The sequence below is a fragment of the Paenibacillus sp. P36 genome (assembly GCF_045866505.1).
Taxonomy (GTDB): domain Bacteria; phylum Bacillota; class Bacilli; order Paenibacillales; family NBRC-103111; genus Paenibacillus_E; species Paenibacillus_E chondroitinus.
Window position 1 is genome coordinate 529,185 of record NZ_AP038372.1, and the last position, 22,234, is coordinate 551,418.

General features: G+C 49.2%; 18 protein-coding genes. 14 read left to right on the forward strand and 4 right to left on the reverse strand.

Features of this window, described 5'->3' with window-relative positions; all coding sequences use genetic code 11:
- Positions 1-190 precede the first annotated feature (190 nt).
- Positions 191-1,510, forward strand: a complete 1,320-nt coding sequence (locus ACKTT9_RS02510) for a deoxyguanosinetriphosphate triphosphohydrolase family protein (protein WP_407870364.1) — start codon at positions 191-193, stop codon at positions 1,508-1,510.
- A 60-nt stretch (positions 1,511-1,570) separates the two neighbouring features.
- On the opposite strand, the gene ACKTT9_RS02515 is transcribed toward ACKTT9_RS02510, so the two are convergent.
- On the reverse strand, positions 1,571-2,569 hold the full coding sequence (locus ACKTT9_RS02515; RefSeq protein WP_407870365.1) for an alpha/beta hydrolase: 999 nt from the start codon (positions 2,567-2,569) through the stop codon (positions 1,571-1,573).
- 310 nt (positions 2,570-2,879) lie between these two features.
- Here ACKTT9_RS02515 and ACKTT9_RS02520 point away from each other — a divergent pair, with 310 nt between their 5' ends.
- Positions 2,880-3,623, forward strand: coding sequence for an IclR family transcriptional regulator (locus ACKTT9_RS02520; RefSeq protein WP_127455072.1), 744 nt, complete (start codon positions 2,880-2,882; stop codon positions 3,621-3,623).
- A gap of 93 nt (positions 3,624-3,716) precedes the next feature.
- Complete coding sequence (locus ACKTT9_RS02525) at positions 3,717-4,607, forward strand: cation diffusion facilitator family transporter (RefSeq protein ID WP_407870366.1); 891 nt, start codon at positions 3,717-3,719, stop codon at positions 4,605-4,607.
- A gap of 75 nt (positions 4,608-4,682) precedes the next feature.
- Here ACKTT9_RS02525 and sleB read toward each other — a convergent pair whose 3' ends face one another.
- Positions 4,683-5,345, reverse strand: a complete 663-nt coding sequence (gene sleB / locus ACKTT9_RS02530) for a spore cortex-lytic enzyme (protein WP_127455076.1) — start codon at positions 5,343-5,345, stop codon at positions 4,683-4,685.
- Positions 5,346-5,540: 195 nt separating this feature from the next.
- Entirely contained in the window at positions 5,541-8,258 is a 2,718-nt protein-coding gene (gene acnA / locus ACKTT9_RS02535) for an aconitate hydratase AcnA (RefSeq protein WP_407870367.1), read from the reverse strand.
- A gap of 322 nt (positions 8,259-8,580) precedes the next feature.
- Between acnA and ACKTT9_RS02540 the strand changes: the two genes are divergently transcribed.
- The 11 genes from ACKTT9_RS02540 to helD all read left to right on the forward strand — a co-directional run bounded on the left by ACKTT9_RS02540 (position 8,581) and on the right by helD (position 20,972).
- A complete protein-coding gene (locus ACKTT9_RS02540) occupies positions 8,581-9,600 on the forward strand; it encodes an amidase domain-containing protein (protein WP_407870368.1) in 1,020 nt (339 codons plus the stop codon).
- Positions 9,601-9,644: 44 nt separating this feature from the next.
- Positions 9,645-10,790 (forward strand): D-alanine--D-alanine ligase, encoded by a 1,146-nt coding sequence (locus tag ACKTT9_RS02545; protein WP_407870369.1) that lies wholly within the window; start codon positions 9,645-9,647, stop codon positions 10,788-10,790.
- 6 nt (positions 10,791-10,796) lie between these two features.
- Positions 10,797-11,114, forward strand: a complete 318-nt coding sequence (locus ACKTT9_RS02550; protein ID WP_157323415.1) for a hypothetical protein — start codon at positions 10,797-10,799, stop codon at positions 11,112-11,114.
- A 972-nt stretch (positions 11,115-12,086) separates the two neighbouring features.
- Positions 12,087-12,377, forward strand: coding sequence for a hypothetical protein (locus ACKTT9_RS02555; RefSeq protein WP_157323413.1), 291 nt, complete (start codon positions 12,087-12,089; stop codon positions 12,375-12,377).
- Positions 12,378-12,461: 84 nt separating this feature from the next.
- On the forward strand, positions 12,462-13,418 hold the full coding sequence (gene uvsE, locus ACKTT9_RS02560) for a UV DNA damage repair endonuclease UvsE (protein ID WP_407870370.1): 957 nt from the start codon (positions 12,462-12,464) through the stop codon (positions 13,416-13,418).
- 101 nt (positions 13,419-13,519) lie between these two features.
- Positions 13,520-14,290, forward strand: coding sequence for an enoyl-ACP reductase FabI (gene fabI / locus ACKTT9_RS02565; protein ID WP_127455090.1), 771 nt, complete (start codon positions 13,520-13,522; stop codon positions 14,288-14,290).
- A 218-nt stretch (positions 14,291-14,508) separates the two neighbouring features.
- A complete protein-coding gene (locus ACKTT9_RS02570; protein ID WP_407870371.1) occupies positions 14,509-15,369 on the forward strand; it encodes an inositol monophosphatase family protein in 861 nt (286 codons plus the stop codon).
- A 412-nt stretch (positions 15,370-15,781) separates the two neighbouring features.
- Entirely contained in the window at positions 15,782-16,759 is a 978-nt protein-coding gene (locus ACKTT9_RS02575) for a sugar kinase (RefSeq protein ID WP_407870372.1), read from the forward strand.
- 32 nt (positions 16,760-16,791) lie between these two features.
- Entirely contained in the window at positions 16,792-17,454 is a 663-nt protein-coding gene (locus ACKTT9_RS02580) for a bifunctional 2-keto-4-hydroxyglutarate aldolase/2-keto-3-deoxy-6-phosphogluconate aldolase (protein WP_157323405.1), read from the forward strand.
- A gap of 4 nt (positions 17,455-17,458) precedes the next feature.
- Complete coding sequence (locus tag ACKTT9_RS02585; RefSeq protein WP_407870373.1) at positions 17,459-18,340, forward strand: DinB family protein; 882 nt, start codon at positions 17,459-17,461, stop codon at positions 18,338-18,340.
- A gap of 220 nt (positions 18,341-18,560) precedes the next feature.
- Positions 18,561-20,972 (forward strand): RNA polymerase recycling motor HelD, encoded by a 2,412-nt coding sequence (helD, locus tag ACKTT9_RS02590; RefSeq protein WP_407870374.1) that lies wholly within the window; start codon positions 18,561-18,563, stop codon positions 20,970-20,972.
- Between the two features lie 1,049 nt (positions 20,973-22,021).
- Here helD and ACKTT9_RS02595 read toward each other — a convergent pair.
- Positions 22,022-22,147, reverse strand: a complete 126-nt coding sequence (locus tag ACKTT9_RS02595; RefSeq protein ID WP_220138883.1) for a DUF6254 family protein — start codon at positions 22,145-22,147, stop codon at positions 22,022-22,024.
- Positions 22,148-22,234 lie beyond the last annotated feature (87 nt).

A 22,234-nucleotide genomic window follows, 5' to 3' on the forward strand; every position in this document is an offset into this window, starting at 1 on the left:
TTTTTATGGAGAATGTGGCTGCATGACTTGTTGCCGAATAGATGAATATAGTATTCTTTTATAAATAAATGGCCCCAGGGTGACTAGCGTACATGCTATAGCATAAACTGATCATAGCAAGCATACGAATCGCTAGGTGTACAATTCCGGGGGTTGGCAAGAGCACGAGAGCACCAGAGGGGGCAAGCAGATGAAGAACATACGAAAATTTCGGCCCGGAGAGGCCGCTTCCTCTAAAGTGAGTGAAGAACGGGATGAATTTGAGCGGGATTACGCAAGATTGATCCAATCACCGACCTTTCGGCGGCTGCAGGGCAAGTCGCAGGTGTTCGGAGCCGGTTCAGGCGACTATTACCGGACGCGGCTGACCCATTCGCTGGAGGTTGCCCAAATCGCTAGAGAAGTGGCGAAACGTCTGGAACGGACGAACCCTTTTCTGCAAAAAAGAGAGCATCCGGGTCTCATCATTGACCCTACCGTTGTGGAGTGTGCGTCGATTGCGCACGATTTCGGCCACCCGCCTTTTGGTCACAAAGGGGAAGAGGTGCTGAACCACATCCTGCTGAAGGATCATGGTTTGAAATACGAGGGCAATGCCCAGAACTTCCGAATCCTGATGTTTCTTGAAAAAAGGGCGGGCAGTGAAAGCGGTCTGGATCTTACCGCGGCTGTGCTGCTTGGCATTAATAAGTATCCTTTCCTGCTGGAGGAAGAAGGCCGGCTCAAGGGGGTATACGCCTCCGAGTGGGAGATTATCCGGGAACTGCGGAGGGAATGGAATATGCCGGAAGGCTGCTCCACGTTGGAAGCGCAATTGATGGATTTATGCGACGATATCGCGTACTCTACGCATGATATTGAAGACGGCATTCGGGCCGGCAAAATCCAGATGAACGCTACGTTTTTTGAGAATCAACGCCTGATCCGCCATTTGGTAATGGAAATTTTGAATGATCCCAATAAACACAAATTCGGCTGGGAGCAAGTCGACATCGAGCAAATGGTCAAAAAGGTGCTGACCGACTATCTCGAGCAGTGGCAGCAGATTTTCGTTGAATGCAATCGCGAAGAATCGCGTACGCGCAGAGAGATGAAAGCACGCTGGGTGAGCTCTTTTGCTAGTCGTTTGGACATTCTGGACGATCCTGAACGAGGCTGGAAAAAGGTTGCGCTCGTCAAAGACAGAGCGGAGGATATGAATCTCCTGCGGACCATGGAGATCTTGAAGAAGCTGGCGTGGGTCACGCTGATCAAGGATTTCCGGGTACTGCGCCTCCAGAAGCGGAGCGAGATCATCGTCGAGCGGCTGTGGGAAAGCTTTATCGATCAAGACAGGGGAATGTGGATCATTCCGCCCGATTGGATCGATAGCTATGAGCGCCGGAAGGGTAGCTGGAGCTGGCCGCGGTTCGTGGCGGACTATATATCCGGCATGACCGACGCATACGCGGAGAAGGTGTATGCAGAGCTGTTCGCGAGCAAGTCAGGTTCGATCTACGAGATGGACTAGGCGCAAAAAAATATCGACCCCGCAAGGGGTCGATTTTATAGGGAGGAGGGAATACCAACGTCAGTTAACAGCTGCTACAGTTTCTTTCGGCGTCAGGCCATTAAGAAAGCTGAGAGAAGTGCGCACATACTTTTTGGGCTCTGCGCGGTATAACAATTCATGCTGAGCTTTGGGGATAATCCAAAGTTTGGATTGCGCGTTGTCTTGCACCTTGAAAATATCCTCTACCATTTCATATGGAGCTTTGGAGTCATCCGTTCCATGAATGAAATAAATAGGCATGGAATAAGCGGTTGAAGTGACCTTTTTATATGGAACCTCGTGCAAGCTCACTCCGTTCAATAAAGGGAAAAATAAGCGGACAAGCGGTAGAGACGGGAATTTCGGAACATTCACAACTTGCTTCATATTGTGATAGAGTGTATCCGGATTCAGCATGAACGTGCTGTCCAGAATCATCCCTGAGATATCCGTACCATTTTGGAGAGCGGCTTGCAGCGCTGTTCCAGCACCCATTGAGAAGCCCCAGATATAAATAGGACCATTGGATAAATGCTTAACATAGTTAATCGCTCCCAGCAGCTCCTGTGACTCCTGAATACCACCGGTCATGATGCGTTCATTGCCTGGTTGCACATAGCCATAATCGAACATCAGCACATTGTAGTTCTGCAAATGCAGCTCACGGGCCAAATTATAGAGTGGAACCCACAATTCTTCGCGATTACCGCCATAGCCGTGAGAGAAGATCACGGTTTTGTTGGAAGGAGCGGGAATGAACCAACCGTCTAAATTCGAGGTTCCGTTCAGACTTGGGAACGTAATGCTGCTGTAGGGAAGACCTACGGCTCTCATGGGATCCGAATGAAGCGGATCAATATGTGGCCGTGCCAGCGTCCAGGCAATATAGGCGTGAAAAGCCAGCAACAGCGAGGTACATAACGTCAGGAATGAGATCAGGATGGTGAGAACCAGCCTTTTTTTGCGTAATAGCGGACGGGTAACGACCTGTTCGAGCGTAGGTTGAATTGAGCCTGGGGATAGTGATGTTGATGACATCGCAGTACCCTCCCTCCAGAAAAGTAGTGTGTTCAAATGGGCTGCTCTGAGAAGTTATAAGGAGAAAGGAATAATTATCTAAATTTTCAGATAAGTAATCTATTATCTTAATCTTATTCTGTATGCGCTTACAAGTCAATGAGGGTGCGGGAAATGTAAAGTCACTGTAACCTTTCTGTAACAATTCAAGAAACAGATGTTTGACCTTTACGCAACGTTGGAGTTTGGTTATACTAGATATAACTGGGTTTCATATAGTGAAACTATTTGATGCTTCCGCAGACAGTTGACTATGAAAGTGGTGTTCGTCATGGAAGATAATAAACTGACGGTGCGAGCTGTAGAGCGTGCTTTGGATATTATGCTCTGTTTTACCGAATCGACCGAATTAACGTTGACAGAAATTGCAAGTCGTGTTGATTTACATAAAAGTACGGTGCATCGGCTGCTTGCTTCTTTGGAAGGCAAGGGTTTTATTATGCGCGATGCCGCGACAGATAAATACAGACTGGGCTATCGGCTGTGGGAGCTGTCCGCCAACCTCTCCCAAGAGGGAGACCCCGGCATCATTCTGCTACCGGAGATGGAAAGGCTGCGCGATCTCCTCGGCGAGACGATCTCGCTTTACGTACAGGACGGCCTGGAGCGTATCCGCATCCAAGCCGTGCAGAGCAACCACGCCATTCGCCGTGTGGCCCCTGTGGGGGCGCGAATGCCGCTTTACGTCGGCGCCTCGAGCAAGGTGCTCGTCGCCTTCGCAGAGCCCGCTGTGCAGCAGCAGCTGCTAGCCTCGGCCGACTGGCCGACCGGGCTGGATCAGCAGGCGTTCCTGCAGCAGCTGGGCGACACCAAGCGCGCTGGCTTCGCCACGAGCGTGGAAGAGCGCGAGCCCGGTGCGGCGGCCGTGTCCGCGCCGATTATTGATCGCGGGGGCCGGCTTGTGGCCGCCCTCGCCGTCTCAGGCCCAGCGAACCGGCTTACGCTGGAGCTGATGCAAGAGCAGGCGCCGCTTATTATGGAAGCGGCGCGGCGTATGGGCACGATGCTGCGCTAGCGCATCGTCCCCGCAATCCTCTATCCAAGTACTTGGATAGAGGATTTTTTGCTTCTAGGAGGCCATACTAGAAGAGGGAAGGGAGTGGCAAGTATGAAGAACACCGCCTCGATGCTGGCGATCTGGATTAGTCTTGCCAGCAATATCGTACTGACTGCCATCAAAATTATCGTTGGCCTTCTTTTCAATAGCCAGGTGCTTATAGCGGATGGAATCCATAATGCCGGAGACGTCATTGCTACGGCGACGGCGTATAGCTCCATGCGTGTTTCGTCTAAGCCCGCTGACGTGGACCATCCTTACGGGCATGGCAAAGCGGAGGTGCTCGGCGCTTTTATCGTTGCGATTATTTTAGCTGGAGCCGCCGTATACATTGGTTATCATTCTATTCATGCCTTATTCGAGCCAGCTGGTGAGGCGCATGTGATTGCTTTTATCGCAGCGGTTATCTCGCTCATCTGGAAGCAAATTCTTTATGTGTACACGATGCGGGTTGGCCGTAAAATGAACAGCAAAGGATTGATCGCCACGGCCTATGATCATTTGGCGGATGTCTACGCGTCGATTGCTGCTTCTGTCGGGATCGGGTTGGCGCTGCTTGGGGACCACTTTGGCTACGGATTTCTCGCATATGGGGACCCTGTAGCGGGGATTATCGTCTCCATTCTGGTCTTGAAGCTGGCTTACGAAATGGGCCAAGACTCATTCGGTATTCTTATGGAGCGGAGCGTAAGCACCACACAGATTGAGCAGTACGCGTCGCTGATCCGCTCTGTACCCGAGATCAAGCGGATTGACCGCTTGAGAGCACGCGAGCATGGTCACTACATATTAATTGACGCGCGGCTTGGCGTATCGGGTACATTGACCATCCAAGAAGGCCACGACATTATTCGCGGCATTAAACACAAAATCCAATCTGCGCATAGCGATGTGGACGAAGTCCTGGTGCATTTGAATCCTTGGTACAAGGAGTCTACGTAACTTATAAAAAATGAAAAAACACCTTTCATCAGCGGCTCCAATTCGAAGCGGCCAGATGAGAGGTGTTTTTCATTTTTACTTGGCAAAAATATGATTGCCGATCTGAACCGTCTGCGGACGTGACCAGATCCATTTGCTTGTCGCTGTCTTTGGATTGAAGTAGTAGAGAGCACCACCGGTTGGATCCCAGCCGCGTACAGCATCCTGTGCAGCCTTGTATGCCGTGCTGTCCGGCGTCAACCAGTATTGCCCGTCATCTACGGCCGTGAAAGCGCCAGATTCAAAAACAATCCCTTCGATTGTATTCGGAAACTCACTTGAATTCAGACGATTCATAACGACCGCTCCTACTGCGACTTGTCCTTCATAGGACTCACCGCGAGCCTCGCTGTAGATCACTTTCGCCAGCATATCAAGATCCGTTTGATTAACCGAATACTTACGTAAGCTCTGCCATGTATTAGCACCAACAATACCATCAATCGTTAAGCCATAATTATATTGAAAATTACGTACAGCTGCGGCGGTAACAGGACCGTACACGCCATCTAGCGGCTGTTGGTAATAGCCTAACATTTTAAGACGGAATTGAGCATCCCAGACGTCTCCGTTCTCACTGCCTGGTTGCAACGTTTCAGCCGTTGCGGCTGCTGTTGGATGGCTCCATTCGCTTACTGAAAAACCAAGACCAATCGAAGCGATCAGCATGACAAGGACGAGCCTTTTTAATGAGTTCATCTTCATCTCCCCTTTCGCTGTTACCCATTATAGGTGGGCAGGTAAGGGGGCTCAACCCGCAGTTATTACCAATGTAAGTCAATCACTTGCGGCTCTAAGGATACAGCCATCTCCAAAATCACAAAAAATCCGAGAATGCCATACGGCAATCCCGGATTTCTTAGCTGTGTGTGTATTGCTTTATTGATGGTTATCTTAGTTTTTCTCAGCCAAAATTTGGCGAAGAACGGTTTGCAGAATACCGCCATTACGGTAGTAGTCCACATCAACCAAGCTGTCCAGACGAACAAGTGCGCTGAACTCGAAAGTTGTACCATCTTCACGAGTAGCTGTCACTTTTACTGTTGAACCCGGTTGAACATCGTTGCTCAAACCTGTGATATCGAATGTTTCACGACCTGTGATACCGAGAGTTTTCCAGCTTGCTCCTTCAAGGAATTGAAGTGGAAGAACGCCCATACCTACAAGGTTACTGCGGTGAATACGCTCGAAGCTTTCCGCGATAACAGCTTTAACGCCAAGTAGGAATGTACCTTTTGCTGCCCAGTCACGGGAGCTTCCAGTTCCGTACTCTTTACCTGCGATAACGACAAGGTTTTGTCCTGCAGCTTGATATTTCATGGATGCATCGTAGATGGACTCTACTTCGCCAGTTGGCAGGTAAGTGGTTACGCCGCCTTCTGTTCCTGGTGCCACTTGGTTACGAATACGGATGTTCGCGAAAGTACCGCGCATCATCACTTCGTGGTTACCACGACGGGAACCGTAGGAGTTGAAGTCTTCTCTTTTTACACCATGGTTGATCAGGTATTGACCTCCAGGGCTGTCAACTTTGATGTTACCTGCAGGGGAGATGTGATCCGTTGTAACGGAATCGCCCATGAGTGCCAAAGTTTTCGCGCTGCGGATATCCGCGATATCGTCAAGAACTGTACCCAGATCAGTGAAGAACGGAGGCTCTTGAATGTATGTGGAATTCGTGTCGAATTCGTATAGGTCGCCTTCTGGAATCGCGATTTCGTTGAAACGCTCATTCGCGCGGAATACGTTGTTGTATTTGTCGCGGAACATGTCAGGGCTCATTGCTACGCCAAGAGCTTCTTGAATCTCTTGGTTTGTAGGCCAGATGTCTTTGAGGTAGACAGGTTGATTGCTTTGGTCGTAACCGATTGGATCGTTAGCCAAATCAATGTTTACTGTACCTGCAAGTGCATAAGCAACAACAAGTGGAGGTGATCCAAGGTAGTTAGCTTTTACTTGAGCATGAACGCGGCCTTCAAAGTTACGGTTACCGGAGATAACGGCAGCTACTGTCATATCGTTGTCAGCTACTGCTTTGCTCACTTCTTCAGGAAGTGGACCGGAGTTACCGATACAAGTTGCACAGCCGTAACCTGCCACGTGGAAACCAAGTGCTTCTAGGGACTCAAGCAAGCCTGCTTTTTTGAGGTACTCAGTAACAACCAGGGAACCTGGCGTCAAGGAGCTCTTCACGAATGCAGGTTTTCTCAAACCGCGAGCTACGGCTTTCTTAGCCACAAGACCCGCACCTAGCATAACGCTTGGGTTGGATGTATTTGTACAGGAAGTGATCGCTGCGATTACAACGGAACCAGTTCCCATTTTAACTGTCTCGCCATTCGGGTAGACAACATCAACTTCTTCGTTGATTTTCTCTTCCGTCAGACCGTATCCGCCTTTGTCGATTGGTGTACGAATGATGGAGTTGAAGGACTCTTTCATGTTCGTAAGCTCAACGCGGTCTTGCGGACGTTTAGGACCAGCCAAGCTTGGTACTACAGATCCAAGATCAAGTTCGATGACATCTGTGAATACTGGATCTGGTGTGGAATCCGTACGGAACATGCCTTGTGCTTTGTAGTAAGCTTCTACAAGCGCGATTTGATCTTCTTCACGGCCAGTTGATCTCAAGTAGTTCAATGTTTCGCTATCTACTGGGAAGAAACCGATTGTTGCGCCGTACTCAGGAGCCATGTTCGCAACCGTTGCACGGTCAGCCAAGGAGATGTTGCTTAGACCAGGACCGAAGAACTCAACGAATTTACCAACAACGCCTTTTTTACGCAACATTTGTGTAACTGTTAGAGCCAAGTCAGTAGCTGTAGCGCCTTCTGCCAAGTGGCCAGTCAATTTGAAACCAACAACGTCTGGAGCTACGAAGTAAAGAGGTTGTCCAAGCATACCAGCTTCCGCTTCGATACCGCCGACGCCCCAACCTACAACGCCAAGACCGTTGATCATTGTTGTATGGGAGTCAGTACCTACGAGGGAATCCGGATAAACGACCGTTTCACCATCGATTGTTTTTGTAGCTGCAACAGAAGCAAGATACTCCAAGTTAACTTGGTGAACGATACCTGTTGAAGGTGGAACGGCACGGAAGTTATCAAATGCTGTTTGTGCCCAACGAAGGAAACGGTAACGCTCTTCGTTTCTTTCGAATTCTAAGTTAATGTTCATGTCAAGCGCATCCGGGGAACCGAAAGCGTCAACCATGACAGAGTGGTCGATTACAAGGTCTACAGGAACAAGCGGGTTGATCCGTTTAGGATCTCCACCTTCACGAGCCATTGTCGCACGCATTGCCGCAAGGTCAACGACGACAGGTACGCCTGTGAAGTCCTGAAGAACGATACGAGCAGGAATGAAAGGAATTTCTTTGTTGTCGTCACGGCCTTCAGCCCAGCCGGCGATTTGTTTAACGTGTTCGCTTGTGATTGCACGGCCGTCAAATTGACGGATAGCTGCTTCAAGCAAAACGCGAATGGAAACTGGAAGGTTGCTAACTGTACCGTGACCTTGGTTTTCGAAGTCAGGCAAGCTGTAGTATTGGAACGAATTCGTTCCGACAGTTAACTGCTTACGCACAGAAAAAGTGTCCTTGTTGGACATGGATAATTCCTCCTTTAATATCTTCATCCATTGGTTTCATCTAATGAAACTCAATTTCATTAATCCCCTAACTCAAGTATAGCGTTTCGCTGTGTTTGAGTAAAGATTTATTTCAATCATTTTTACCATCCAAATGTCATATATTGAATCAATTCAAAGCAAATCGGGCTCGTCCTATGATGACTGTTATTTTGCCGCAAACATGTACTTTCCATAAATAAAAGTTTCAATAAAGATTGAACCCGGTAAGCGACGGCGCAGACAATTCTCACACAACTCGTACACAACTTTCCTGCCAAAACTTTTTAGGAGGGTAACCCCGATGTCCTGGAAAACAGCGCTCTATAATTACGTCCATGCTAAAAATCAGTCAGAGCTCGAAGGCTCCGCAGCACCGCTCCAAGCCTACTTGTCAGACAGCGCTTATGTACGTAAGCAGGAGGTCAGGGTTCGCAGGCTTCTGGAAAGTTTTCGCGATCGCGATGCCAAGCTGGTGCGAGGGGAAACGAAGCTGCGCCTTACCGGGGTTAGAGAATCGGCGCATGGCGTTATTGCGGATATCGTGTTGCACCGGTTTATCCACTATCGCATCGGTTCCATCGACCACATGGAGGAGCGCATTGAGCCGGAGCGAGTTGTGATTGACAGCGCAGCGGATCGTTGGCAGGTTAGAAGTACAGAGTCCCTGCAGGGAGAACAATCGCTTCCGAACAAGCCGCGGAGCGTCTTTTTCTCTGAGCAGCCGGATTTTGTGGAAGGCCTTCGCAGAGCACCGTCACTGCCGTATATCAACCATAGTATACTCAACAGCGGAGCCCAGGAATTCGTTCCGCGCAAAATCATTTATAACCGCGACAAAGCCGTCCAATATGCGGAAACGTGGTGGCAGACGCCCAACCCGAAATATGAGCAATTCGAAGTGGATTGCACCAATTATGTGTCTCAATGCCTCTTTGCAGGCGGGGCTCCAATGGACTATACTGGGAAAAGGGATTTGGGTTGGTGGTACGCTGGCAAAAGGGGCAACCAAGAGTTATGGAGCTTCAGTTGGGCGGTTGCCAATAGCCTGCAATCTTTTTTGGCGCATAGCCGCAAAGGGCTGCACGGTCATGAGGTTCATGACCCGCGCGAACTGCAGCCTGGCGACACGATTTGCTATGACTGGGACGGCGATGGCCGGTTTCAGCATAATGTTATTGTGACGGGCAAAGATGCGAATGGCATGCCACTTGTCAATGCACACACGTATAATAGCCGCAATCGTTATTGGGCTTATAAAGATTCGCCAGCATGGACGGAGCGGACCAAATACTTCTTCGTTCGGGTTGCAGATGAAATGTGAACGTAATATTTTGAAGGAATAGAACGACTAGACGGAGGTACGCAATGAGCGGCAAAATAAGAGTTGGACTAATTTATGGGGGGAAATCGGGGGAACATGACGTTTCTTTGCAAACAGCAATGGCCGTTATGAAAGCCGTAGACTTCACCAAATATGAAGTGGTACCGTTTTACATTTCCAAAAAAGGGGAGTGGAAAAGCGGCGCACCTCTCTTGGCACCCGTTGCATCGAAAGAGGAATTGACCTTCAGCAGCGGAGACTCCGCGAATGCACCTGTTTCTAATGCTCTGGCACCTATTTTCGGGGCTGTTCACGCGAAAGGCGATGTAGCGATCTCTTCCGCCGCGGCAGCTGGAACGAAGGAAGCGAGCCTAGATGTTGTTTTCCCGCTTTTACACGGTACATTTGGTGAAGACGGGACGATTCAAGGATTATTGGAAATGGCGAATATTCCTTACGTAGGAGCAGGAGTGCTTGCTTCCGCCGTCGGCATGGATAAAGTCATGATGAAGAAAGTTTTTGCGCAAGAAGGACTTCCGCAATGTATTTTCCGTCATTTCACACGGACGGAGTGGGAGAAGAATCGCGCGTATCACCTCATTGAGCTGGAAACTGCGATTGGTTATCCGTGCTTCGTGAAACCGGCTAATTTGGGTTCCAGCGTCGGTATTTCCAAAGCGAGAAACCAAGAGGAGTTAATTCAGGCGGTTAGTTTCGCCTTCCAATACGATCGCAAAGTCATTATTGAAGAAAATATTGATGCCCGCGAGATTGAAGTTGCTGTTCTTGGGAATGATGAACCTCAAGCGTCAGTAGTCGGCGAAATTGTATCTTCGAACGAATTTTACGACTACAAAGCCAAATATGTCGACGGAAAATCCGCGATGGTCATCCCGGCAGATATACCGGCCGAAACAGCTGAACAAGTTAGACAGCTGGCCGTTCAAGCTTTCTTGGCTGTTGATGGCAGCGGCTTATCCCGCGTTGACTTTTTCTTAGGCAAAGCTGATCAAAAGATCTATATCAACGAAATCAATACGATGCCAGGCTTCACGCCTTACAGCATGTATCCGCTGTTGTGGCAGGAATCCGGCAAACCTTACACCGAATTGCTGGATGATCTCATTCGTCTGGCGGTTGAGCGGCATACAGCGAAGCAAAGTATCCAATATTCTTTTGATGTGGAGTAGATGCTAATGGGATTCCAAACGGAGTTTAACTCGGTCTGTAAGTTCAAGTCCGCGCAGGAGCTTTTCGAGCTGCTGGAGTACGGTCGCGGCAAAATGGTGAAAAGCGGCTTCCGCGTGTTCCCGACAGGGCAGAAGGTCATCGCCTACACGCCTGACAATCAAGCGATCGCCATCGTCAAAATCCTTGCTTCGATCGCGGAAATCAATTTCCAAGGCGAAGAAGTAACGCAAGTGGAGATGGAGCTCGTTCGTCGGTTGACGGAGGAAGAGGCGCAGGTACAGACGAAGCTTGCTCATGAGATGTTTTTTGGTGAGCAAGCTTAGTTGGTGGTAGAGGAAGAGGAAGACATCGTCCGTTAGGGACGGTGTCTTTTTTTGCTTTTGGGCGTGCTTCGCTGCACAAAGTACAAACATTTTGGCCCCTTTAGCCTCCCTTGGCCCCCCTTGGCACCATGGCGTGCTTCATTGTACTTTGTGCAATTTGAAAGCGGATTATTGCTCGCTATCGCTCCCTTCGTTGCACAAAGTGCAATCATATTGGCGCTTGTTGCCCAAAAACTGCAGTTTGCAGGCTGTAATGTTGTACAGAGTACAATATAGGGGAGGGTTGAGGGGGAATTGTGGTACTTATGTTGCATAAAGTACAACGAGGCCAACTGAAACGCCGAAAAAAACTACGCAAACATGTGTCAAATGCGCCAAAAGTCTGCGTTAACGTTGTGAAACAAGCTAAGATCCATCGGAAGAGCCAAAAACCGTTCGCTGCTAGTTGCAACGCCGAAAAACAACGCTAACATGTGTCCAATGCGCCAAAAGTCTGCGTTAACGTGTAAAACAAGCTAAGATCCATCGGAAGAGCCAAAAACCGTTCGCGGCCAGCTGAAACGTCGAAAACAACACTAACATGTGTCCAATGCGCCAAGAGTCTGCGTTGTAAAACAAGCTAAGATCCATCGGAAGAGCCAAAAACCGTTTGCGGCCAACTGAAACGCCGAAAACAACGCTAACATGTGTCCAATGCGCCAAGAGTTTGCGTTAACGTTGTAAAACAAGCTAAGATCCATCGGAAGAGCCAAAAACCGTTCGAGGCCAACTGAAACGCCGAAAAACATCACTAGCATGGACGGGTACGCCAGCCCTGGCGTGTTTAACATCGAAACTGCGAGCAATTTTCCAAAGGAAACCCACCACAAGGTTTTCCTCCCAGACAGGTACTATAAGAAATTAGTACTTATTCTCTCATCCAGCCAGAGCTACAATTAAAGCAGTAGACTTCACAGCAAGGGGATGAACAGGATGAAATTTACCGCCTACTGGCTTTTTAATATCGTGCTCGGCATACCGACGCCGTATGTGCTTATTTATATGATTTTCGGCTTCTATGGATTCATGGCTCCTTCTTCAACTGAACAAAAATATATGGCGGCAGGGGCGCTGCTCCTGTATCTTCTTGTATGGCTGTTTGGCAATTTGCTCACTTTGCGAAAAGAGGACCGCGCCACTAAGCTCGGCATGCTTGCGCTAAGTCCGTTACCTATAGCCATTACGGCTTTTTGCGGTTTTAAAATCATTGCTGCACTTTCCTAGCAGCGTTTCAATGAATGTGGCCACTGGAAAAAGGGTAACCTAACACAGGATTTTTACCTGAACTTTCTTGGGGGTTACATGTGCATGATTATTCGCCTTGGGTATGTGGCGATGTCGACGGTTGTTAAAAATGCTTCACCGTCTAAAACAATGACAGTCACGAACTTCAGCAAGCTGCTGGATCGGGAAGCTGCCATCCGGAAGTTGGAACGCTTAGGTGCGGAAAACCTGCATAATACATTAAGATTACTGCGTCATAACCGGGCTCACGATATCATGGTGTTCCGTTTCTCGTCTAGATTCATCCCTCTTATTGGGCATGAAATGCTAGAGGATTGGGACCCGATTCCGACGCTATCGGCGGAATTCGAGGAACTAGGAGCCTATGCGAAGCAAGCGGGAATGCGCGTGAGCTTTCACCCGGACCACTTCACGGTTCTGAGCACTCCAAGAGAGGATGTCTTGCAGAAGTCCATCCTGGATCTGGAACGGCATAACGCGATGCTGAATGCGATGGGGTTTGGTCCAGAGGCTATGTGCAACATTCATGTAGGCGGTTCGTATGGGGATAAAAAGAAAGCGGCAAAGCGATTTATCCAAAACTTTTCCAAGCTGCGCCCCGAGATTCAAAAGCGGATTACTCTGGAGAACGACGATAAAACATTCAATGCGTTAGAGACATTGGAAATTGCTGAAACAGTAGGAGCGCCAATGGTTCTGGATGTTCACCATCATGCCGTTAATAACGAGGGCGAAGATGCCGCCGAATTGTGGCCGCGTATTCAACAAACCTGGACAAACGGACTCCCGCCGAAGATTCACGTCTCAAGTCCCAAAAGCGAGACCGATCCAAGAAGCCATGCCGATTACGTGGAAGTAGGGCCTCTTCTTGTTTTTCTGCGTGCGATTGCCCCTGTTACCCCAAGGCTCGATATCATGATTGAAGCGAAAATGAAGGATGAAGCACTATTTCGTCTTATGGAGGATTTTAAACTCGAGGAAGGAATCGTTGTGCTCGATCAAGCCTCGATCCAGCTGTAGCGCTTCAGATTTATTTCTTGAATTGTTTGGCAAAATGGGGTACTTTTGAGATTGGGTATGAATGACGTTTAATCCAATGTTGAGAGGGGTTTTTCACGGCCATGAGTCAACTGTTAACAGGAAAAAATATACTTGTCATGGGTGTTGCCAATGATCGCAGCATCGCATGGGCGATTGCTCAATCCTTAGCGGCACAAGGAGCAAATTTGGTCTTTACGTTCGAAAATGAGCGTGTTGAGGAACGCGTGCGCAAGCTCGCTGATACGATTCCAGGTTCTACACTTATGCCTTGTAACGTAACGGTAGACGCTGAAATTGATACGCTGGCTGATACGCTTAAAGCGAAGTTCGGTGTCGTTCATGGCCTTGTACATAGTATTGCTTTTGCAAGAACGGAAGAATTGGACGGACTGTTCGTTGACACATCGCGTGACGGCTTTGCCTTAGCGCATGACATCAGCGCATATTCCCTTGTTGCCGTTTCCAAACGCATTTATCCGCTAATGACAGAAGGCGGCAGCATCATGACAATGACCTACCTTGGCGCTGAGCGCGCAATGAAAAACTACAACGTTATGGGCGTTGCCAAAGCGGCATTGGAAGCTTCCGTTCGCTATCTGGCGGCTGACCTCGGTCAATTCGGCATTCGCGTGAACGGTATTTCCGCTGGTCCGATTCGTACCTTGGCTGCCAAAGGCATCAAAGATTTCAACTCGATCCTGCGTCAAGTAGAAGAGAAAGCTCCGCTGCGCAAAACGACGGAAACAGCAGAAGTTGGCGATACCGCGATGTTCTTGATGAGCAACCTGTCCCGAGGCATCACGGGTGAAGTTATTTACGTTGACGGTGGTTACCACATCGTTGGAATTTAAGCCATTATAATGTCTAATGATAATCGAGAAACCGTATTGCCTACGCGGCAGTATGGTTTTTTTATTTGTAAAATGTCTGAAAATCTCCTTTTTTTATTAATAAATGTATAAATGTACGAATATTTTGGGATGAAACGCACTAGTATTTAAAACGTATAATTTACTATACTTAACTTACTTCTAAATCTAAATAAATAAAAAAGAAAGAGTTGATATAAGTGGTAAATGGTGAGGCGGAGCCGTTCGTCATCGGCAGTAAGAGTTTTACAGCAGTGGCTATCAATACGGCAGCCAAGGCTGGGCAATGGATCAAGAGCAAAATGGGCGATATCAGCCGTATTGATACGAAATTTTCTTCTCAGGACCTGGTGACCGAAGTGGATAAAGGGTCGGAAAAGCTTATTCGCAACTTGATCATGACGCATTTCCCGGATCATTCCATTCTCGGTGAAGAAGGCGTGGAGCCTGGTCCGGAAGCATCGGCCAAAGCACTTCAAGCCATGAGCGAAGAAGAATACTTATGGATCGTAGATCCAATCGATGGAACAACGAACTTTGTTCACGGGTTCCCGTTCTTCTCTGTTTCGATTGCACTCGCGCACAAGGGTGAGATTATTGTCGGTGTCGTTTATGACCCGTCTCGTGACGAACTATTCGTTGCTGAGAAGGGGAAAGGTGCTTATATGCACGGCAAAAAGACAGTCGTATCGCTCGATGGACAGCTGTCCAGCAGTCTGGTTGCAACAGGTCTTCCAGCAGATCGCAATGGCGCATTACCGATTAACCTGAAAGGTATTCAAGCGTTATCTCCCAAAGTGCGCAACCTCCGGATCGCAGGCTCCGCCGCGCTTCACTTGGCTTATGTAGCCTCAGGACGCCTTAGCGGCTTCTGGGAAATTGGTCTGAATGCTTGGGATATTGCAGCGGGCGCGTTGCTGATCCAAGAATCAGGCGGTAAGGTGACCGATACCGAAGGCAGACCTTACAATCTGGCGGTTCGCAACATACTTGCTACCAACGGCCAGATTCATGATGAGCTGCGGCAAGAGTTGGTTAAGGCCGAAGCTACCGGATTTTAGCTTTTGTCATATAAGGCAGAAGAAACCTGAGACATACGTCTTGGGTTTTTTCTACAGTTTTCGAGTTAAAGGCTAGACATGCTTCATGGGGGAAGGGAACTGCAGGGCGCTATTTGATTGAAAATAGCCACTTGAGGCATGGGGAGGGAACTAGGATCCGCTATTTCATCTGTTCGCATAGAAGTTAGGCCATTTCTGTCCGAAATAAAGCCCTGTAGTTCCCCGGAGGCACACGAATATCTATTTTATACATAAATAGAGGATTGGAGTTCCCCTATACATAAAGGAAGTGCTCTCTTGTCAGATTCTAATCTTACTATCTGGTACAAACGGTAGTTATACACTATAATATGAGATATATGCATTATTTAAACGTTTCAATTAACGATCAGGAAATGGATGGAGAACTTATATGACGACGAATTCACAATCGCAAGCGGTTACCGGACCTGACATTATTACCTTTGGCGAAACAATGGCGCTGCTGATGCCTTCCAACGGCAAAGGATTGGAGTACTCGTCTGAACTGCATAGCTTGTTTGGCGGTGCGGAAAGTAACGTGGCAATCGGAGTATCCCGCCTTGGAGGCAAAGTAGGCTGGTTTGGACGTCTAGGTAAAGACCCGATGGGCCGTTTGATTTACAAAAAAATTCGCGGCGAAGGTGTCGATGTTTCCCGTGCAGAACTAACGGCAGAAGCGCCGACTGGGCTTATGATGCGCGAAATGATCATGGGCAAAACGTCCGTGTACTACTATCGCAAAAACTCAGCGGCAAGCCAGATGAGCGCTAAGCATTTGGATGAAGGCTACATTGCTGGGGCGAAAATCCTTCATATCACAGGCATTACACCGGCGCTCAGCGAGTCTTGCAAAGAGGCTGCGTTTGAAGCGGTTCGATTGGCTCGTAAACATGGCGTCAAAGTTAGTTTCGACCCTAACCTGCGGTTGAAACTTTGGGGGATAGACGAAGCGCGTCCCGTGCTTCTAGAACTTGCCAAGCTGGCGGATATTTTCCTGCCGGGTCTTGATGAGCTGAAGCTGCTCTACCAGACGGAGGATTGGGATGTCATTGTGGGCAAGCTGCGTGAATTGTCCGCTGTTTCCATCGTCAAAGGCGGAGAGAACGAAACTTACGTCGTAACCAAAGATTCAATCACAGCGGTTCCTTATTTCAAAGCGGAGCAAGTGGTGGATACGGTTGGCGCAGGCGATGGCTTTTGTGCGGGATTTTTGGTAGGCTTGTCCAAAGAGTACGACTATGCGGAAGCGGTGCGTATCGGTAATCTGGTGGGCTCCTTGATTGTGCAAACCGAAGGAGACTGGGAAGGTGCTCCGACTTGGGAGCAAGTAGACGCAATTCTTAACGACGTTAAACATATAGAACGCTAATTCCATGCTTGCATAAGAAGGGGAAGATTCCATTGAAAAAATTGAAACTTGTTCAGCAAATATCAAGTGAAGGCGTCGTAGCCGTCCTGCGTGGAGAGACGCCGGAAGAAGTAGTTGAAATGGCGGATCAAGCCATTGCAGGAGGCATTAAAGTCATCGAAGTCACGATGACGGTGCCGTTCGCGCTGCGCGCAATCGAGGAGCTGGCGAAGCGCTACTCGAGTACAACGCAGGACGCTTCCAAATACGCGATTATCGGGGTGGGCACGGCCCTAGACCCGGAGACAGCGCGTGCAGCGATCCTGAGCGGGGCCGAGTTCGTTGTCGGCCCGTCGCTTAACCCGAACACGGTTGCACTCTGCAACCGTTACCGTGTACCCGTCATGCCGGGCTGCATGACGATTCAAGAGATTCAAACGGCGCTGGAGCTTGGCGTCGATATCGTGAAGCTCTTCCCCGGCAATCTCTACTCGCCGGCGATGATTAAGGCCATTAAAGGTCCGCTGCCGCAGGCGAACATTATGCCAACTGGCGGGGTCTCGCTGAGCAACCTCGGCGAATGGATTCAGGCCGGCGCCGTAGCAGTCGGCATTGGTTCCGATTTGACCAGCGAAGCGGTCAAAACAGGCGATTACAGCCTGGTTGCCAAACGGGCTGCACAATACATCGAGGCCTATCGAGCGGCCAAGAAGTAGAACGATGGCACATAACGGGGCGAAGCTGCTATTGCAGGTAGATGATCTTCAGGCATCGATTGCCTTTTATACACAACAACTGGGCTGGGAGCTGCTCGCAAGAGCGGCTTCCGGTCCTGTTGCATTGCTGCGAATCACGACCGACTATGAGGCTGTATTGATTAAGCAAACACCGTCTGCTCAGCATCTGGCGGAAGCGCAGACTAAACTGGCAGCAGGCTGGCTGCAGAACAAACACTTTACTCCCAAGAAGGGAGATCTCATCTACATCGGCGTAGCTTCAGTGAATGCTGTGGAGAGTAATCTTCAAGCCAAAGGCTGTAAGGAGCTGCGAAAAGAAGAAAATCCAGGCCACATTCGTAAACTTTTTGTACCAGACATCGATGGACATACGTTTGTATACTGGGAGGAGCTGCCGGCTACCCATACTGAGATTGTAGACATGTATGCAGCGGGTGCTGACGAATTGGAAAGTGCAATAGCGGGATTGACAGAGGAGCAGTTGAACAAATCGCTAGCCCCAGGCAAATGGTCTATTCGCGAGCAAGTCCTACATTTGATCGACCTAGAGCTAGTTACGCTGCATAAAGTGAAATTCGCTTTGGCGGAGCCAGGGCGTGTTTATCAAGGCAACAGCTTTTCACAGGATGATTGGAGCATAGGATTGGATTACCGGAATCGGCCGATTCATGCGGAAGTCCAGTTGTTCCGGGCTATGAGGCAGCATATTCTTGGACTGTGCGAGCATTTGCCCAATGCACTGGAGAGAACCGTCATCACAAAAGATCGTCAAGAGTCTGTGGCACAGTTGCTAAAAATGATGGCAGGCCACGCAAAGCATCATATCCGTGCCGTGAATGAAATTTGTGAGCGGTATGATTGCTGACAAACGAGGAGTCAGAGGCTAGAAACTGAAGTGAAAAAGAATGCCAGAAAACCCCAGGTCATAGACCTAGGGTTTTTATTGATTTTTGGAACATAACTTGTTAAAATAAAGATTGATTCAAATATTTTGAATTATAAACAATTTTATCCTAATTTAATTATAGCACCAAAACAACCTCCATGTCAAATCGTAATAAAATGGTAAGAAAAGAGGCGTTGGGATGAGTCTGACAGATCAAGCAAGAGCAGCAGAAAAGCAAAGAGTGCAGGAAGTTACAGAGAAGATAACTCTCAAAATCACGGAACTGGAGGAGCAGGTCGGCCTGGTTCAATCTGATGTTGTTGAGATTCGTAAACATTATTGGGACGAAGTCACGATGGATATGAGTACGGCGGAAGATGCAGTAGAATCTATCGCCAGCATGAGACAGCAATCAGAGGTGCTTTCCGAGCGGGAACGAACGCATCGACAGGCATCCAAAACATTAGGCAAGCTTAGAAAGCTCGTCCAGTCCCCTTATTTTGGCCGAATCGATTTCATTGAACGTGGTGAGCGGGAAGAAGAGGCTGTCTATCTGGGCATTGCGTCTTTTCTGGATGAGGAAGCGGGTCAGTATCTAATCTACGATTGGAGGGCCCCCATCTCCAGCTTGTATTACGATTTTGCACCGGGAGAAGTTGTATTTAGTACACCGAATGGCACGGTAGAGGGTCAAATGGTTTTGAAGCGTCAATTTGTCATTCGTGATCGTCACATCCAACTGATGTTCGATACTGGTGTGACCATCGGCGATGAACTGCTGAAGCAAGTACTCAGTCGGAGTTCGGATGCGCAAATGAAGACAATCGTTGCAACGATTCAAAAAGAGCAAAACCGCATTATCCGCAACGACAGCGCCCAAATGTTGATCGTACAAGGGGCAGCAGGAAGCGGTAAAACATCAGCCGCGTTGCAAAGAGTCGCTTACCTCCTCTATAAGCACCGGGATAAGCTGAGTTCGGATCAGATGGTTTTGTTTTCGCCAAATCCGTTGTTTAACCATTATGTGTCCACAGTGCTGCCGGAGCTAGGCGAAGAAAATATGCAGCAAACGACCTACCAAGCTTATTTGGAGCATCGTTTGGGCGAGATGTTTGAGGTGGAGGACTCTTTTACACAATTGGAATACGTATTGACGAGGGGCGGTCTTGAACATGTGTCTGAGAGAACGCCAGTGATGGAGGAAGCCTATGAAGCTCGTTTGAGCGGAATTTATTACAAATCTTCAACTGCTTTTCTTGCCGTAATAGAGGCTTATAAGAAGCAGCTAGAGCAAATGGGGATGTTATTTAACCCTATTAAGTTTCGCGACAAAGAGGTGCTTAGCGCGGCTCGTTTGGTGGAGCAATTTTACAGCTATGATTCCGCTATTCGGCTTCCTAACCGTTTGGAGCTCATGAAGGAATGGATATTGGGGCAACTGGAGCTCTTCGCAAAGGTTGAAATCGAGGATGCTTGGCTTGATGAGGAGATTGAGCTTCTCAACAGTGATGAGTACCATCGTGCGTATATTAAGCTGCGCAAAATGGAGGGGGAACGTGATTCCTCTTTCGATGATTATGACCAAGAACGTCATCTGCTTGCTCGAAACGTCCTGAAGGAGCATCTAAAGCCTGTTCGAAGCGCGGTGAAGCAGCTTAAATTCGTTGATATGATCGGTCTATATAGGCAGTTGTTTGGAGAAGAAGCGGTTGCGGATAAAAGGGAACTGATAGCCGACAAGCCGCGCTATTGGTCTGAAATCTGCGGGCGGACACTGGAGGAGCTGGCGCAAGCCAGGCTGCCTTATGAGGACGCTACGCCGTTCTTGTACTTGATGGAAGCTGTCTGCGGCTTCCAGACGAACAACGCCGTGCACCACGTCATTATCGACGAGGCGCAGGATTATTCTCCGTTTCAGCTGGCTTACCTGAAACGGCTCTTCCCGCGCTGCCGCATGACAGCGCTCGGCGATTTGAGCCAGGCGATCTATTCGCACGCTTCCGCGTACAGCGAAATCGATCCGATCGCCGCTCTGTACGGGCCGGATCAAACGGAAGTCATCCGTTTGGTCCGCAGCTATCGCTCCACGCGCGAGATCGTGGAGTTCACCCGCGGCATCGTGCCTGGCGGCGATGCCATAGAGCCCTTCACCCGCGCCGGCGGCAAGCCGCGGGTGATCCAGGCCAGCGATCGCGGATCGCTGCATAGCCTGTTGGCAGCCGAAGCAGCGCGGCTGCTGGATGAAGGCTATGCCTCCATCGCGATCATTACCAAGACCGCGAGCGAGGCCGAGCTCGCACATCAAGCCCTTACGCCCCTGCTGCAAGTACCGCTGGGGCGTGTCACCAAACACAGCCCGACGTTCGAGTCGGGCGTGCTCGTCATCCCTTCGTATTTGGCGAAGGGGGTCGAATTCGATGCCGTACTCCTTTATGATGGTTCCCATCATCAGTACGGCCATGAGAATGAGCGCAAGCTGGTTTACACGGCTTGCACCAGGGCTATGCACGAGTTGTGTATCTTCGCGCTTGGGGACCCGTGTCATTTTATCACAAGCCAGCCGCAGGATACTTATGTGCTTGCTGACAGCGCTGAGGATGTTCTTAATTAGGATGGAAGGTACTATCGGCACTATCCCCAAGAGTCAGGAGATTCTTGGGGATAACAACAGTGATCGGTATCTGTGAATAGCGTTTCAGAAGCTTCTGAGTGAGAGGGATAGTGCCAATAGGCCATCGCGAACCGCGAATCCGCGGACTTAAAGAACCCGGTACCGCACATCATAGGGTGCGCAGTAAACTGGGAAAGGTACTATCGGCACTATCCCCAAGAGTCAGGAAATCATCGCGGATAACACCAGCGATCTGTATCTGTGAATGGCGTTCAGAAGCTCCTGAGTGAGAGGGATAGCGTCTATAGCTGCGTTTCAGGTTGTGTGAGTTGAGTAGGTGGGCATCTGAGTGAAAGGGATAATGCCTATAGTCAACACGAACCGCGAACCCGCGAACTCAAAGAACCCGGTACCGCACATCATTGGGCGCGCAGTAAACCGGGAAAGTTGCTATCGGCATTATCCCCAAGAGTCAGGAGTTCATCGTGGATAACACCAGCGGTCGGTATCTGTGAATGGCGTTCAGAAGCTCATGAGTGAGAGGGATAGCGTCTATAGCTGCGTTTCAGGTTGTGTGAGTTGTTTAGGTGCGCACCTGAAAGGGATAATGCCAATAGTCAGCACGAACCGCGAACCCGTGGACTCAAAGAACCCGGTACCGTACATCATAGGGTGTGCAGTAAACTGGGAAAGGTACTATCGGCACTATCCCCAAGAGTCAGGAGTTCATCGTGGATAACAACAGAGATCGGTAACTGTGAATGGCGTTCAGAAGCTCCTGAGTGAGAGGGATAGCGTCTATAGCTGCGTTTCAGGTTGTGTGAGTTGAGTAGGTGCGCCACTGATAGAAAAGGATAGTGCTTATAGCGGCCCTTCAGACTGTGAGTAGAGCTGATACGCTCTTGAGCGAAAGGGATAACCCCAATAGCTACCGCGAGCGGCGAGCGGCGAATTGCAAACTCAAAGAACCCGGTACCGCACATTTTAGGATGCGCGGTAACCGGGTTGCTTTGAGTTGGTCCCTCTTTGGACGTTGGAGGGGGCTTGCGTTACTTGCTGCGTTCCGCGTCGTACTCACTGGCGAATTCGGCCAGAGACTTCACCTTACCATGTGGATGTCTAGCTTGTTTGCGGCTTTTCCATGCAGCTTCTTCGCGGCGTTTCGATTGGCTCATAGCAAAAAACCTCCTATGGTATGCGGATGGGTGTTGCACTTATAACGTGTGATATGAAGGGCTCTTTTATGCAAAAAAAAGCTCCAC

What these genes read in the sequence shown, in the direction of transcription:
- ACKTT9_RS02510 (WP_407870364.1), top strand. Translation starts at nt 191, where the DNA reads ATGAAGAACATACGAAAATTTCGGCCCGGAGAGGCCGCTTCCTCTAAA.
- ACKTT9_RS02515 (WP_407870365.1), bottom strand. Translation starts at nt 2,569, where the DNA reads ATGTCATCAACATCACTATCCCCAGGCTCAATTCAACCTACGCTCGAA.
- ACKTT9_RS02520 (WP_127455072.1), top strand. Translation starts at nt 2,880, where the DNA reads ATGGAAGATAATAAACTGACGGTGCGAGCTGTAGAGCGTGCTTTGGAT.
- ACKTT9_RS02525 (WP_407870366.1), top strand. Translation starts at nt 3,717, where the DNA reads ATGAAGAACACCGCCTCGATGCTGGCGATCTGGATTAGTCTTGCCAGC.
- sleB (WP_127455076.1), bottom strand. Translation starts at nt 5,345, where the DNA reads ATGAACTCATTAAAAAGGCTCGTCCTTGTCATGCTGATCGCTTCGATT.
- acnA (WP_407870367.1), bottom strand. Translation starts at nt 8,258, where the DNA reads ATGTCCAACAAGGACACTTTTTCTGTGCGTAAGCAGTTAACTGTCGGA.
- ACKTT9_RS02540 (WP_407870368.1), top strand. Translation starts at nt 8,581, where the DNA reads ATGTCCTGGAAAACAGCGCTCTATAATTACGTCCATGCTAAAAATCAG.
- ACKTT9_RS02545 (WP_407870369.1), top strand. Translation starts at nt 9,645, where the DNA reads ATGAGCGGCAAAATAAGAGTTGGACTAATTTATGGGGGGAAATCGGGG.
- ACKTT9_RS02550 (WP_157323415.1), top strand. Translation starts at nt 10,797, where the DNA reads ATGGGATTCCAAACGGAGTTTAACTCGGTCTGTAAGTTCAAGTCCGCG.
- ACKTT9_RS02555 (WP_157323413.1), top strand. Translation starts at nt 12,087, where the DNA reads ATGAAATTTACCGCCTACTGGCTTTTTAATATCGTGCTCGGCATACCG.
- uvsE (WP_407870370.1), top strand. Translation starts at nt 12,462, where the DNA reads ATGATTATTCGCCTTGGGTATGTGGCGATGTCGACGGTTGTTAAAAAT.
- fabI (WP_127455090.1), top strand. Translation starts at nt 13,520, where the DNA reads ATGAGTCAACTGTTAACAGGAAAAAATATACTTGTCATGGGTGTTGCC.
- ACKTT9_RS02575 (WP_407870372.1), top strand. Translation starts at nt 15,782, where the DNA reads ATGACGACGAATTCACAATCGCAAGCGGTTACCGGACCTGACATTATT.
- ACKTT9_RS02585 (WP_407870373.1), top strand. Translation starts at nt 17,459, where the DNA reads ATGGCACATAACGGGGCGAAGCTGCTATTGCAGGTAGATGATCTTCAG.
- helD (WP_407870374.1), top strand. Translation starts at nt 18,561, where the DNA reads ATGAGTCTGACAGATCAAGCAAGAGCAGCAGAAAAGCAAAGAGTGCAG.
- ACKTT9_RS02595 (WP_220138883.1), bottom strand. Translation starts at nt 22,147, where the DNA reads ATGAGCCAATCGAAACGCCGCGAAGAAGCTGCATGGAAAAGCCGCAAA.